Source organism: Caulobacter sp. P1_D6 (genome assembly GCF_056406095.1).
Genome location: NZ_JBFUAW010000069.1, coordinates 1 through 12253 on the forward strand (window position 1 = coordinate 1; position 12253 = coordinate 12253).

15 protein-coding genes and 2 tRNA genes are annotated in these 12253 nt (G+C 67.8%); 14 read left to right on the plus strand and 3 right to left on the minus strand.

Features of this window, described 5'->3' with window-relative positions; all coding sequences use genetic code 11:
* Positions 1 to 408 precede the first annotated feature (408 nt).
* From hisD to AC1DYP_RS24415, 12 genes are all read left to right on the plus strand, one after another.
* Positions 409 to 1695, plus strand: coding sequence for a histidinol dehydrogenase (gene hisD / locus AC1DYP_RS24360; protein WP_477048507.1), 1287 nt, complete (start codon positions 409 to 411; stop codon positions 1693 to 1695).
* Positions 1696 to 1713: 18 nt separating this feature from the next.
* Positions 1714 to 2193, plus strand: a complete 480-nt coding sequence (locus AC1DYP_RS24365) for a UPF0262 family protein (protein WP_422181529.1) — start codon at positions 1714 to 1716, stop codon at positions 2191 to 2193.
* 116 nt (positions 2194 to 2309) lie between these two features.
* Positions 2310 to 2768 carry an arsenate-mycothiol transferase ArsC gene (locus tag AC1DYP_RS24370; RefSeq protein ID WP_477048508.1) on the plus strand — a complete coding sequence of 153 codons (459 nt, stop codon included), beginning with the start codon at positions 2310 to 2312 and terminating at the stop codon, positions 2766 to 2768.
* A 97-nt stretch (positions 2769 to 2865) separates the two neighbouring features.
* Positions 2866 to 3084, plus strand: coding sequence for a translation initiation factor IF-1 (gene infA, locus AC1DYP_RS24375; protein ID WP_004617696.1), 219 nt, complete (start codon positions 2866 to 2868; stop codon positions 3082 to 3084).
* Between the two features lie 8 nt (positions 3085 to 3092).
* Complete coding sequence (locus AC1DYP_RS24380; protein ID WP_477048509.1) at positions 3093 to 3677, plus strand: Maf family protein; 585 nt, start codon at positions 3093 to 3095, stop codon at positions 3675 to 3677.
* Complete coding sequence (locus AC1DYP_RS24385; protein ID WP_477048510.1) at positions 3674 to 4714, plus strand: ribonuclease E/G; 1041 nt, start codon at positions 3674 to 3676, stop codon at positions 4712 to 4714. The genes AC1DYP_RS24380 and AC1DYP_RS24385 overlap by 4 nt, the downstream gene beginning before the upstream one ends.
* The gene (gene yacG, locus AC1DYP_RS24390) at positions 4711 to 4881 is read left to right on the plus strand and encodes a DNA gyrase inhibitor YacG (RefSeq protein ID WP_165189078.1); all 171 of its coding nucleotides are present in this window, start codon (positions 4711 to 4713) and stop codon (positions 4879 to 4881) included. Before AC1DYP_RS24385 ends, yacG begins: the two co-directional genes overlap by 4 nt.
* 111 nt (positions 4882 to 4992) lie before the next feature.
* Positions 4993 to 5068, plus strand: a tRNA-Phe gene (locus AC1DYP_RS24395).
* Between the two features lie 937 nt (positions 5069 to 6005).
* Positions 6006 to 6914, plus strand: a complete 909-nt coding sequence (locus tag AC1DYP_RS24400) for a MotA/TolQ/ExbB proton channel family protein (protein WP_477034351.1) — start codon at positions 6006 to 6008, stop codon at positions 6912 to 6914.
* A gap of 5 nt (positions 6915 to 6919) precedes the next feature.
* Entirely contained in the window at positions 6920 to 7354 is a 435-nt protein-coding gene (locus AC1DYP_RS24405; RefSeq protein ID WP_477034352.1) for a biopolymer transporter ExbD, read from the plus strand.
* Positions 7355 to 7363: 9 nt separating this feature from the next.
* Complete coding sequence (locus AC1DYP_RS24410) at positions 7364 to 8098, plus strand: energy transducer TonB family protein (protein WP_477048511.1); 735 nt, start codon at positions 7364 to 7366, stop codon at positions 8096 to 8098.
* Between the two features lie 130 nt (positions 8099 to 8228).
* Positions 8229 to 8305 (plus strand) — tRNA-His (locus AC1DYP_RS24415).
* 134 nt (positions 8306 to 8439) lie between these two features.
* On the opposite strand, the gene AC1DYP_RS24420 is transcribed toward AC1DYP_RS24415, so the two are convergent.
* The 3 genes from AC1DYP_RS24420 to AC1DYP_RS24430 form a co-directional block, all read right to left on the minus strand.
* On the minus strand, positions 8440 to 8583 hold the full coding sequence (locus AC1DYP_RS24420) for a hypothetical protein (protein WP_477034354.1): 144 nt from the start codon (positions 8581 to 8583) through the stop codon (positions 8440 to 8442).
* Between the two features lie 153 nt (positions 8584 to 8736).
* A complete protein-coding gene (locus tag AC1DYP_RS24425; RefSeq protein WP_477034355.1) occupies positions 8737 to 8898 on the minus strand; it encodes a hypothetical protein in 162 nt (53 codons plus the stop codon).
* Between the two features lie 66 nt (positions 8899 to 8964).
* Positions 8965 to 9387 (minus strand): helix-turn-helix domain-containing protein, encoded by a 423-nt coding sequence (locus AC1DYP_RS24430; protein WP_477048512.1) that lies wholly within the window; start codon positions 9385 to 9387, stop codon positions 8965 to 8967.
* 181 nt (positions 9388 to 9568) lie between these two features.
* Here AC1DYP_RS24430 and AC1DYP_RS24435 point away from each other — a divergent pair, with 181 nt between their 5' ends.
* Positions 9569 to 10558, plus strand: a complete 990-nt coding sequence (locus tag AC1DYP_RS24435; protein ID WP_477048513.1) for an NAD(P)/FAD-dependent oxidoreductase — start codon at positions 9569 to 9571, stop codon at positions 10556 to 10558.
* Positions 10559 to 10588: 30 nt separating this feature from the next.
* Positions 10589 to 11752, plus strand: coding sequence for an acyl-CoA dehydrogenase family protein (locus tag AC1DYP_RS24440; RefSeq protein ID WP_477034358.1), 1164 nt, complete (start codon positions 10589 to 10591; stop codon positions 11750 to 11752).
* The last annotated feature ends 501 nt before the right edge of the window (positions 11753 to 12253 follow it).

The window sequence follows — 12253 nt, forward strand, 5'->3', positions numbered from 1 at the left end:
CCCATTGGCCCGCGCCCTCGGCGGCCGGTTTYTCCCGAAAGGGATCGAGACCGGGTCCGGCTAAGCCTCAACAGGGCTGCCCACCGGATGCTGGCGGATAACGATGGCGCGGAGCGACTGGCTTCGTCGAAACGGTATTCATTCAAAGATCTCCGGACGTCGTCCGGCGCTCCGCGACCCTTTCCATCAGCTCAGCGAGAGATCGCGTGAGGCGGCGAAGGCATGCGTTCTAAGTCCTCCCCCTGTGGGGGAGGTGTCGGCGCAGCCGACGGAGGGGGGAGCAATCGGATGACGATCAGATCCACGATCTTCGATCCAAACACTCCCCCCACCGGCCTTCGGCCGCCTCCCCCACGGGGGGAGGGCCTTAGAACTTGCATCCCACACAAAAACCCGCATCTAGGCCCCATGCGCCGCTTCAATTCCCCCGATCCGTCCTTTCCCGCCGCCTTCAAGGCCTTCCTCGACGAGCGTCGGGGCGCGCCCGAGAATGTCGACGCGGCCGCGCGCAACGTTCTGGACGCCGTGCAGGCCGACGGGCTGAAGGCCGTGCTCAGCTTCACCAGCCGCTTCGACGGCGTGGAACTGACCGAGGACACCATCCGCGTCACGGCCGACGAGATCGCCGCCGGCGCCGCCGAATGCTCGGCCGAGGTCCGCGAGGCCATCGCCTTCGCCGCCGCCCGCATCCGCGCCTTCCACACCCGCCAGCGTCCGGAAGACCAGTCCTGGATCGACGAGGCCGGCGTGCAGTTGGGCTGGCGCTGGACGCCGCTGGAGGCCGTGGGCGTCTATGTGCCCGGCGGCCGCGCGGCCTATCCCTCGACCGTGCTGATGAACGCCGTGCCCGCCCAGGTGGCCGGCGTCGACCGCATCGCCATGGTCACCCCGCCCGGCAGGCTGGAGCCGGCGGTGCTGGCCGCCGCCAAGGAGGCCGGGGTCACCGAGATCTGGCGGATCGGCGGGGCCCAGGCCGTCGCCGCCCTGGCCTATGGCGCGGGTCCGATCCAGCCGGTCGACAAGATCGTCGGCCCGGGCAACGCCTATGTCACCGCCGCCAAGCGCCGCCTCTACGGCGTGGTCGGCATCGACGCCCTGGCCGGTCCGTCCGAGATCGTCGTGGTCGCCGACAAGAACAACGATCCCGACTGGATCGCCGCCGACCTGCTGAGCCAGGCTGAGCACGACCCGGCCGCCCAGTCGATCCTGATCACCGACGACGAGGCCTTCGCCCAGGCGGTGTCCGACTCCGTCGACGCCCTGCTCAAGACCCTGGCCACCGGCGTCGACGCCGCCGCCTCTTGGCGCGACCACGGCGCGATCATCCTGTGCCCGCTGGACGACAGCCCGCGCCTGGTGGACCTGCTGGCCCCCGAGCACGTCGAGTTCGCGATCGACGAGCCCGAGCGGCTGGCCGACCGCGTGCGCCACGCCGGGGCGATCTTCCTGGGCCGCCTGACCCCGGAAGCGATCGGCGACTACGTGGCCGGCTCCAACCACGTGCTGCCCACCAGCCGCGCGGCGCGCTTCCAGTCGGGCCTGTCGATCTACGACTTCCTCAAACGCACCTCGATCGTGAAGTGCGACGCGGCCTCGTTCGGGATCCTGGGGCCGCACACAGTCGCGCTGGCACAGGCCGAGGGCCTGCCGGCCCACGCCCTGTCGACGTCCATTCGATTGCCAACCAAGCCTTAAGGGGCAAGTCTGCCGACGATGTCCGATCCCCAGGCCAACCAGTTCCTGAAATCCATCCTGATCGACGAGGACAGCCTGGCGGCCGCGTCGCGCGACCAGGAGCAGGAACGCCAGGTGGCGATCTTCGATCTGCTGGACGGCAACTATTTCGAGCCGGTCGAGTCGAAGGGCGGGCCCTATGATCTGAAGCTGTCGCTGGTCGAGAACCGCCTGGCCTTCGACATCGCCGGTCCGGGCGTGCCCGAGCGCCGGCACCTGCTGTCCCTGTCGCCCTTCCGGGGGGTGATCAAGGACTACTTCATGATCTGCGACAGCTACTATTCGGCGATCCGCAACTCCTCGCCCCAGCAGATCGAGGCCTTGGACATGGGACGGCGCGGCCTGCACAACGAGGGCTCGAACCTGTTGCGCGAACGGCTGGAGGGCAAGGTGAAGACCGACCTCGACACGGCCCGTCGGCTGTTCACGCTGATCTGCGCGCTGCACTGGCGGGGCTAGGGCGTGTTCCGTGAAAGTGGCCCCGGTTTCGCGATGAGAACACGCCCCGAAGCAAGGAATCTAGAGCCCCTCTCTTCGGAGCGGTTGAGCCTTCTCGATAGAGAGGGGCTCTAGGGGTGTCGGGAACGCTTCCGGACGCCGTGCTGTTCGCCTGCAACTACAACCGCGTGCGCTCGCCGATGGCCGAGGCGCTGTTCAAGCACTTCTACGGCACGCGGGCGTTCGTCGATTCGTGCGGGTTGAAGCCCGACCCGGTCGAGGAGGGCGTCGATCCGTTCGTTGCGGTGGTCATGGACGAGATGGGCCTGGACGTCAGCGGCCACAGACCCAAGAGCTTCGCCCAGTTGGAAGACGACAGTTTCGACGTCGTCATCTCGCTGACCCCGGAGGCCCAGCACCGGGCCGTCGAGCTGGCGCGGGACCGCGCCACCGACATCGAATACTGGCCGACCCACGACCCGACCCTTGCGGACGGCTCGCGCGACGCCATGCTTACTGCTTATCGTGAGGTGCGTGACGCTCTGGCCACGGCGATTCGACAACGTTTCGGCGCGCCATCGACGTTCGGGGGGTGAATGCGCTATACACCCCGCCTCGCAGCCGCGATCCGCTCTCCGACTCAATCGTCGCGGGGGCTTTACCGGTATGGCGTCACCCGTTTTGAGAGGCCTGATGGCTAAGGAAGAACTGCTCGAGTTTCCCGGTACGGTCAGCGAATTGCTGCCCAACGCGACCTTCCGCGTGAAGCTGGAGAACGATCACGAGATCATCGCCCACACCGCCGGCAAGATGCGCAAGAACCGCATCCGGGTCCTGGCCGGCGACAAGGTGCTCGTGGAAATGACGCCCTACGACCTGACCAAGGGCCGCATCACCTACCGCTTCAAGTAGGGCTGGCGATGGTCGTCCAGCGGACGCCGCTGGTCCTGGCCAGTGCGAGCCCCCGGCGCCTGGACCTGCTCGCGCAGGTCGGCGTCGCCCCGGATCGGGTCGATCCCGCCGATATCGATGAAACACCGCTGCGGGACGAGACCCCGCGGCGCCATGCTTTGCGCCTGGCCGTCGAGAAGGCGAGGGCGGTCGCGTCGCGTTCGCCCGGCGCCATCGTCCTGGCCGCCGACACCGTCGTGGCCGTCGGCCGCCGCATCCTGCCCAAGGCTGAGACGCCCGAGCAGGCGGCCTACTGCCTCAAGCTGCTGTCGGGACGCAATCACAACGTCCTGACCGGCGTCGCCGCCATCGCTCCCGACGGGCGCGAGGCCTCGCGGCTGGTCGAGACCCGCGTGCAGTTCAAGCACCTCTCCGACCAGGAGCAGGCCGACTACCTGGCCGGCGGCGAATGGAACGGCAAGGCGGGCGGCTACGGCGTGCAAGGCGTGGCGGGCGGCTTCATCATCGACCTGCACGGTTCCTACACCTCGGTGGTTGGCCTGCCGCTGTACGAGACGCTGAACCTGCTGACCGGCCTGGGCTATCGAAAATGAGCGAACGGCGCGCCTATCTCTATACCGGCATCGGCGAGACGGTCGGGGTCGTCACCCTGGACGGCCGTCCCGAGCGTCTGGTCGCCCAATGGGACGGTGACGATCCGCTGGACGCGGAGGGCGTACGCGGCGTCGCCCGGGTCAAGAAGATCGAGCGCGCCTTCAACTCGGCCTTCGTGGCCCTGCCGGGCGGCGCGGACCTGTTGCTGGCGATGAAGCCCGACATGCCCAAGCTGGTCGAGGGTCAGGTCGTCGAGATCGAGATCCGCAGCCCCTCGCGTCGCGACAAGTCGGCCGTCGCCCGCTACGTCGGCCCGGCCGAGGGCGAGCCGCGCGTGCTTGCCCACGCCCCCACCGTCGACGAGCTGCTGCGCCTCTGGGTGAAGTCCGGCTCGCCCACCCAAGGCCTGCCCGCCCTGGAGGCCGTCGAGGCCGCCGAGGCCGAGGCCCTGGCCACTGTCTTCGCCCTGCCGGGCGGCGGCGACGTCAGCATCGAGGCGACGCGGGCCCTGGTGGCGATCGACGTCGATCTCGGAGGGCGCGACGGGGATTCCAAGAAAGCCGCCCGCGCCGCCAACATGGCCGCTTTCACGACGGCCGCCCGCATCCTGCGCCTGAAGGGCTTGGCGGGGCTGGTGGTCTTCGACCTAGTCGGCCGCGGCCACGACGGCCCGGCCCTGACCACGGCGGCCCGCAACGCCTTCGCCGTCGACAATCCCGGGGTGGGCCTGGGACCGATCAGCAAGTTCGGAGCGCTCGAGATGATCGTGCCGCGCCGGACCAAGCCGATTCTCGACCGGTTGCTGGACGAGACCGGAGGGCTGTCGGCCCGCGCCGGGGCCCTGCGCCTGGTCCGGGCCTTTGAGCGCGAGGGCAGGGCGGATCCCGGCGGCAAGCTGGCGGGCCGCTGTAGCCAGGCTGTGGCCGACGCCTTCGCCGCCCTCGACGCCGCCCTGGCCGACAAGATCGGCCGTCGCTTCACCCTGGCCGTCGCCGCAGACTGGCCCAACGACCGCCTGGAGGTCTCGTCCTCATGAGCGCCTGCCCGATCTGCAAGAAACCCGCCGAGCAGGCCTTCCGGCCCTTCTGCTCCAAGCGCTGCGCCGACATCGATCTGAACCGCTGGCTGTCGGACCGATACGTGGTGCCCGGGGCCGACGAGGACGAGGAGAATCCGCCGTCCACAGACTTCGGTCGGGAATAGTTCGAGATCGCTTCAAGAGGGGCTGGACTTCGTTTTTAGCCTCCCCTATAGACGCGGCTCCCCGCCGTCGGGCGGGCGCCAAAGCGGTTTCGACCGCTTCTTAGGCCCAGGGCCTGGGTAGCTCAGTTGGTAGAGCAGCGGATTGAAAATCCGCGTGTCGGTGGTTCGAATCCGCCCCCAGGCACCATTCCTTTCAGACACGGGTATTTTGATCGCTTCAGGGTCGGGCGGCGCCGTCGAAGGTCGCCGGCGACGCGACGGGCCATGTCCCACCGGGCGCCGCGAACTTGATCACCGGCGTCCACCTCAGGGCAGATGTGAAATTTTAGCGATGACGCTCGGGTGGCGGCGAACATCGAACGCCCTCCTTTGGATTTAGCGGGCGGGATCGATTCCTGAGCCTCTTCCTCACCGATCTCAGCGAGCGGTGCGAGGCCGGAACACGCTCGGTCGACTTGGTCGCCACTGTGGGGGTCAGGCCTCGTTCTCGGCGAGGATGGATCCTGTTTTCCCCGGAGAGCGGGGGGCGCGCTCCGGTTTTGGACGCCGGAAAGGCCGATCGGAGGTCAAAAACCCCTTCCGACCACCTCCCCGGCTACGGGGCGGTAGCGGCAGAGGTCAGATCTCTGGTCACCATCTTTCCCGGTAAGATTGAACTGCGGCGCGCTACGCGCTCAGATCAGGTCTGCGAGACCGACGTTTTGTAAGCATGTTGCGATGCAACATCGATATTCCCTTTGGTAGGGAAAAACCGCCCTCAAATCCTGATTTCTCATTTGTGCGGTGCGGCAAAGGTAGTGGGTGCGTCAAAGGGACGGTGAATTTATGCCTCCGCGCACCCCTTGACGGTACGAAAAGGGGTTGCCAAAGGACCCCTGCCGCAATTCTAACATTGCGGTAAGATCGAAGCCTCCTCGGGGGCGGCGATCACACGCGCTTCGAAACGATCCTTCTTGTTGGGCATGAGCCCGGCTTGGGGGGCGTAACGGGTCGAGCGCAGCGAAGCGGGTCTGCAAGGCGTTCGAGTGATCGGGGCCGAGCAGACTATTCAAGTTAGGGTGGAGACGCTCTCGCGCGACGACCCTCGGTCCAAACGTGCTAGACCAACCAGGAACTGGCGAAAGATGCTCGACATTAAACGGAAGACCCCCCTCATCGCTCTCGTCGGCGCTATGGCGCTGATGGCGAGCGCCCCGGCCTTCGCCCAGGACGCTGCTGCTCCTGCGCCGGCCACCACCGAAGCGGCCGCCCCGGCCGGCGACGCCGCTGCCGCTCCGGCCGCTGCTCCCGCCCCCGCCGAAGCCGCCCCGCCGGCCGAAGACGCCGCCGCTGGCGAGAAGAAAGGTCACTCGCTGACCCCGGTCGGCATGTTCCTCGCCGCCGGCGCCGTCGTTAAGGTCGTCATGATCGGCCTGATCCTGGCCTCGGTCTTCTCGTGGGTCCTGCTGATCACCAAGATCTTCGAGTTCGGCGCCCTCAACAAGCAGTCGGACAAGTTCCTGGAAGCCTTCCGCGGCGCTCGCTCGATCGCCGACATCGCCCGCATCGGCTCGTCGGAAGAATTCGAAGGCAACCCGATGGCCGACATGGCCGCCGCGGCCGCCCAAGAAGTCGAACTGTCGCGCCAAGCTGGCCTGGCCGTCGCCGGCGAACACCGCGACTCGACGCTGGCTCGCGCCACCTACGCCATCAACGCGGTGCAAGCCTCGCTGGTTAAGCGTCTGTCGGGCGGCATGGTGTTCCTGGCCTCGGTCGGTTCGGCCGGTCCGTTCATCGGCCTGTTCGGCACCGTGTACGGCATCATGACCTCGTTCATCGGCATCGCGAACACCAACACCACCAACCTCGCCGTCGTGGCCCCCGGCATCGCCGAAGCCCTGCTGGCCACCGGTATTGGTCTGTTCGCCGCTATCCCGGCGGTTATCTTCTACAACTACTTCCAGACCCGCATCTCGGGTTACGGCACCCGCTCGGAAGGTTTCGTTGCTGAACTGATGAACGCCATCTCGCGTCAGCTCGACAAAGGAGCCTAAGACCGATGGCCGCCAAACTCTCAGGCGGTGGGGGCGACAGGTTTAACGTCGAACAGAACAGCGACATCAACGTTACGCCCTTCGTGGACGTTATGCTGGTGCTCCTGATCATCTTCATGGTGGCGGCTCCGCTCGCCTCCGTGTCGGTCGAAGTAAACCTGCCGCCGGCGGTCGCGAAAGCATCGCAGAACCCGCCAAAGCCGGTCTACATCTCCATCAAGGCGGACGGTTCGGTCTACATTGGCGACTTTGAGACCACCGTCGACACGATGGGAGCGGACCTCGCTAAGAACATCGGCAGACGCGATCCGACCAAGGAGCGTATCTTCATCCGCGCCGACGAAAAGACGCGCTACGGGGCTTTCATGGAGGTGATGAACACTCTCCAGGATAACGGCTTCTATAGCGTGGCGCTCATCGGCAAGGATCAGAACAGCTAGGGGTGATGCATGGCTGAACAACAAGCGCCTGAGCATCGCCACTACGACCCGCTCACTTCGGAAGGCCCGCGACGCAAAAAAGGTCTCGGTGCTTTCGGTATCGCGACCATCGTCGTTGTCGGCGTTCACGGCCTTCTCTTCGCCTATCTGGCAAAGCAGAAGTTCGAAGCGGTGATGAAGGAGTATCACGACGACGCCGTGGACGTGGAGCTGCCTCCGCCGCCCCCGCCGCCGCCGCCTCCTCCGCCGCCGCCGCCTCCGCCGACCAACGCTCCGCCTCCGCCTCCCGCGGTGGTGCAGCCGAGGCCGCCGATCGCGCCGCCGCCGGACATCACGCCGCCGCCGCCGCTGCCGATTCCGCCCGTCAAGGAGCGGGTCGAACAGACGGCGCCTCCGGTGATCTCCAACGTGCCGCCGGTTCCTTCGAACCCGCCGGCTCGGGCTTCGGTGATCACCAAGCCGGACTGGGCCCGCAAGCCCACCGGTGAGGACATGGCCCGCTACTACCCCGACCGCGCTCAGCGGATGGAAGTGGGCGGCCGTGCGGTCCTGTCGTGTACGGTCACGGCCAAGGGCTCGCTGGAAAGCTGCTCGGTCCAGTCGGAAAACCCGGCGGACTACGGCTTTGGCGATGCGGCCCTGAAGCTGTCGCGACTGTTCCGCATGAAGCCGAAGACGCTTGACGGCGCTCCGGTGGACGGTGGTCAGATCACGATCCCGATCGTCTTCACGGTCCCCCGCTAGGGACCCGGACGACCGGCCAAGAAACGAGCGCCCCGGAGCTTCAACGCTCCGGGGCGTTTTCGTGTGGAAAGCGGCGTTTCGACGCTTGATCCAATTCACGCGTCCGACTAAAGACACTCCCTCGCGATGCGCCGCCTTAGCTCAGTTGGTTAGAGCGCCGGTTTGTGGAACCGGAGGTCCTCAGTTCAAGCCTGAGAGGCGGTACCATCGCAAGACCTCGAAAAGCCTTGGGTTCGCCCAGGGCTTTTTCGTTTTCCAGGGTCTCTTCGTTTCGGAGCGGTCGAAGGCGCGACGACGGGCGCGGCAGCCGTGCGCCGCGGGCGGGCCGGCAAGGCCGGTGTCTAGGCCGGGTGGCCGTTCAGGGCGGCCCAGACGCGCCAGCCGATCAGCGTGATCGCGATCCAGCCCGCCGCCAGCCCGACCATCGGATGGGCCTGCCACCAATATCGAATGCGGCCAACGGCCGTCCTCGAGGACGCTCTCACGCTCAGCCTCCCGACTGTGACGCGCCGTTCCGCGTCCGCTCCCTGCCCCTGAGGTTGCGCCCGAACAGTGTTCTGCGGAAGTGCGGCACAGCGCCGCTAGTCCGTGGAGCCCTGCGAACGCCGAAAACGGCGTCCTCCTTGAGCGGGCGCCCGCTAGGACGACCCGTCGAGGCGGTATTCGGCCACCGGACTGGAGCGGAGGAAGGCCTCGATCTGTTTGCGGCGCTGGATCGCGCGCTGATGGCGGCGAACGACTTCGCCGGCCGGCGGTATGACGACGGCGCAGATCAGGAACAGCGATACGATCAGAAGCATGAAGGCCTATCGGCGGCGACGGATGCCGGTCGGCCCCTAGAACGCCTGGGAGAGATCGGCGATCCCCTAGGGCGCGACCGTCGCCGGCTCGTCGTCGACCATCGCCTTGACCAGGTCGACGACCCGGCGACGCAGGCGGCGATCGTTCAGCCGCGGGAACAGCCCGGCCAGCTCCAGCCCCTCCGGCGTGGCCACGAACTGGGTCATGCGCTGGGCGAAACCGTCGTCGACATCGCCCTGGGCCGTCTCGTCCAGGCCCTCGAAGAAGTAGGACACCGGCGATTGCAGCAGACGCGCGGCCTCGTACAGTTTCGAGGCGCTGATCCGGTTGGCGCCCCGCTCGTATTTCTGGATCTGCTGGAAGGTGATGCCCAGGGCTTCGGCCAGCTGGGTCTGGCTGAGACCCAGGACCTTGCGGCGGATCCGAAGGCGCGCCCCGACATAGAGATCGACGGGGTGAGCCATGTCGGAAGAGGGTTTGTCGGTCATCCGCGTCACGTTCCTCCCAGCGGCCCCGCGCCCTCGCTCTATGCAAGAGCGTGTGGTCCAGCTTGGTTAACACAGGATAGACCCATGCGGTTGCGTTAGTCACGCCTCTGACACATCCGTAGAAGCCGCAAAATGTCCCGCCGGGCTTGACGTTTGGCGCGAGCAAGGGTGTTTGCCGCCCATGGAGACCAAGCTGCGCGCGCGGGTGGCGGTGGCCGGCGCCGGCGCGATCGGATCGGCCGTGGCGCTGACCCTGGCGCGCGCCGGATTCGACGTCACGCTTTTCGATCCCAATCCTCCCGGCGACAACGCGTCCGGGGTGGCGGCCGGCATGCTGGCGCCGGTGGCCGAAGCGGTGTTCGACCCCGTCTCGACCCCGCATCTGGCGCTGCTGCGGCGGGCTCGCGACCTCTGGCCGGCCTTCGCCGAGGGGCTGGACCTGACCATCCTGCGAGACGGTCTGAGGGTCGAGGGAGAGGCCGTCTGGCTGGCGGGTGTCGCCGCCCGCGCCGACGCCCTGGGCGCCCCCTTCCAGCGCCTGGACGACGCCCTGGTCGACGCCGAGGACTGGCGGATCGAAGCGCGCCCCGCCCTGATCGCCCTGCGGACAGCGTTCGAGGCCCTGGGCGGCCGCTTCGAGGCCCGCGCCTTCACCCGCGACGACCTGCCGGCCTTCTCCGCCGTGGTGCTGGCCACGGGGGCGGGCGACGCCTCGGGCCTGGCGCCGGAGCTGAAGGCGCTGAGCCCCATCAAGGGCCAGATCCTGCGCGCCGACCGTGGCCCGGCCAGCGGACCGGTGATCCGGGGCGAGGGGGTCTATATCGCGCCCGGCGAAAGCCCGGCGATCGGCGCCACCATGGAGGCTGGTCGCGACGACCTGGCTGTCGACCCCTCGGCGACGGACGCCCTGCGCGCCGCGGCGATCCGCCTGCGCCCGGAACTGGCCGAGGCCGTCCTGACCACCGAGGTCGGGGTGCGGGCCGCCACCCCGGACGGCTTGCCGCTGGTGGGGTGGAGCGCGACGCCGGGCGTGATGCTGGCCGTGGGCGCCCGCCGCAACGGCTGGCTGCTGGCCCCGCTTGTGGCCGATCTGGCCGCGTCGTATCTGAAGGGTGATAACCCAGGCCCGGACGCCGCGTCGCTCGACGCGCGGCGGTTCTCGAGGACCTGAGGCGCAACGATAACGGCAGGGCAGGGGCGAATGAGCGGATTCTGGTTGACCGACGAGCAGGAAGCCATCCGCGAAGGCGTCGCCAAGCTGTGCGCCGATTTCGACGACGAGTACTGGCGCCGCACCGACGAGACGGGGATCTTCCCCGAGGAATTCGTGGCCGCCATCGCCGAGGGCGGCTGGCTGGGCGTGGCCATGCCCGAGAGCGTCGGCGGGGCGGGACTGGGCCTGACCGAGGCGGCGATCATGATGCAGACCGTGGCTCAGTCGGGCGCGGGCTTTTCGGGCGCCAGCGCCATCCACCTGAACATCTTCGGCCCGATGCCGATCGTGAAGTTCGGCACCGACGCCCAACGCCAGAAGCACCTGCCGCGGCTGATCTCCGGCGAGGACAAGATGTGCTTCGCGGTGACCGAGCCCAATTCGGGCCTGGACACCTCCAGCCTGGAGACCCGGGCCGAGCGCACCAACGACGGCTATGTGCTGAACGGCCGCAAGATCTGGACGACCGGCGCCCAGCGCGCCAACAAGATCCTGATCATCGCCCGCACCACGCCCAAGGACCAGTGCGCCAAGCCCACCCAGGGTCTGTCCCTGTTCTACACCGACCGCGAGAAGATCGAGGCCAAGCCGATCCCCAAGATGGGGCGCAAGGCGGTTGAGTGTAACATGCTGTTCATCGAGGACCTGTTCGTGCCCGCCGACGACCTGGTCGGCGAGGAGGGCAAGGGCTTCGCCTACCTGCTGCACGGCCTCAATCCCGAGCGGGTGTTGTTCGCGGTCGAGGCCATCGGCCTGGGGCGCGCCGCCCTGGCCAAGGCGACCACCTACGCCAAGGAGCGCGTGGTGTTCGGCCGGCCTATCGGCCAGAACCAGGGCGTGGCCCATCCGCTGGCCAGGTCCTGGGCCGAGCTGGAGGCCGCCAACCTGCTGGCCTTCAAGGCCGCCGCCCTCTACGACCGCGGCCTGGACTGCGGGGCCGAGGCCAACGCCGCCAAGTACCTGGGCGCCGAGGCCGGCTTCACCGCCTGCGAGAGCTCGGTCCTGGCCCACGGCGGCATGGGCTACGCCAAGGAGTACGACGTCGAGCGCTATTTCCGCGAGGCGATGATCGCCCGCATCGCGCCGATCAGCCGCGAGATGATCCTCAACTTCATCGCCGAGCGGGTGCTGGGTCTGCCGAAGAGCTATTGAGGGGCTCCTTTTCTGGGACAGTGCGGCGACCACTTGCCCCCTACGGACCGCTTCGCGGTCGTCTTCCCCCACAGGGGGAAGAGGGCGCGCGTTCTCCTCCGCCCCCTATGGGGGCGGACAGACCGCGAAGCGGTCAGGTGGGGGCAAGTAGGTGTGATCCCACGCCTTCGGCTGTGAGAGGGAATGGAAAGGGTCGCGGAGCGCCGGACGACGTCCGGAGATCTTTGAATGAATACCGTTTCGACGAAGCCGACCGCTCCGCGCCATCGTTATCCGCCAGCATCCGGTGGGCAGCCCTGTTGAGGCTTAGCCGGACCCGATCCCTGTCGTTTCCGAGGGGACCAGCCGCCGGGGGCGCGGGCCAATGGGCAATACACGCGCTTTGTCCCCGTTCGACGCCGACGGCGGGCGGGGCCTGCAACGCCAGGCTCCCCGGACACGCTGAAGTAACCCCCTCCAGCCCAGTCCCGCTCGATCGCCCCCCGCCGCCGCATCGGTCGC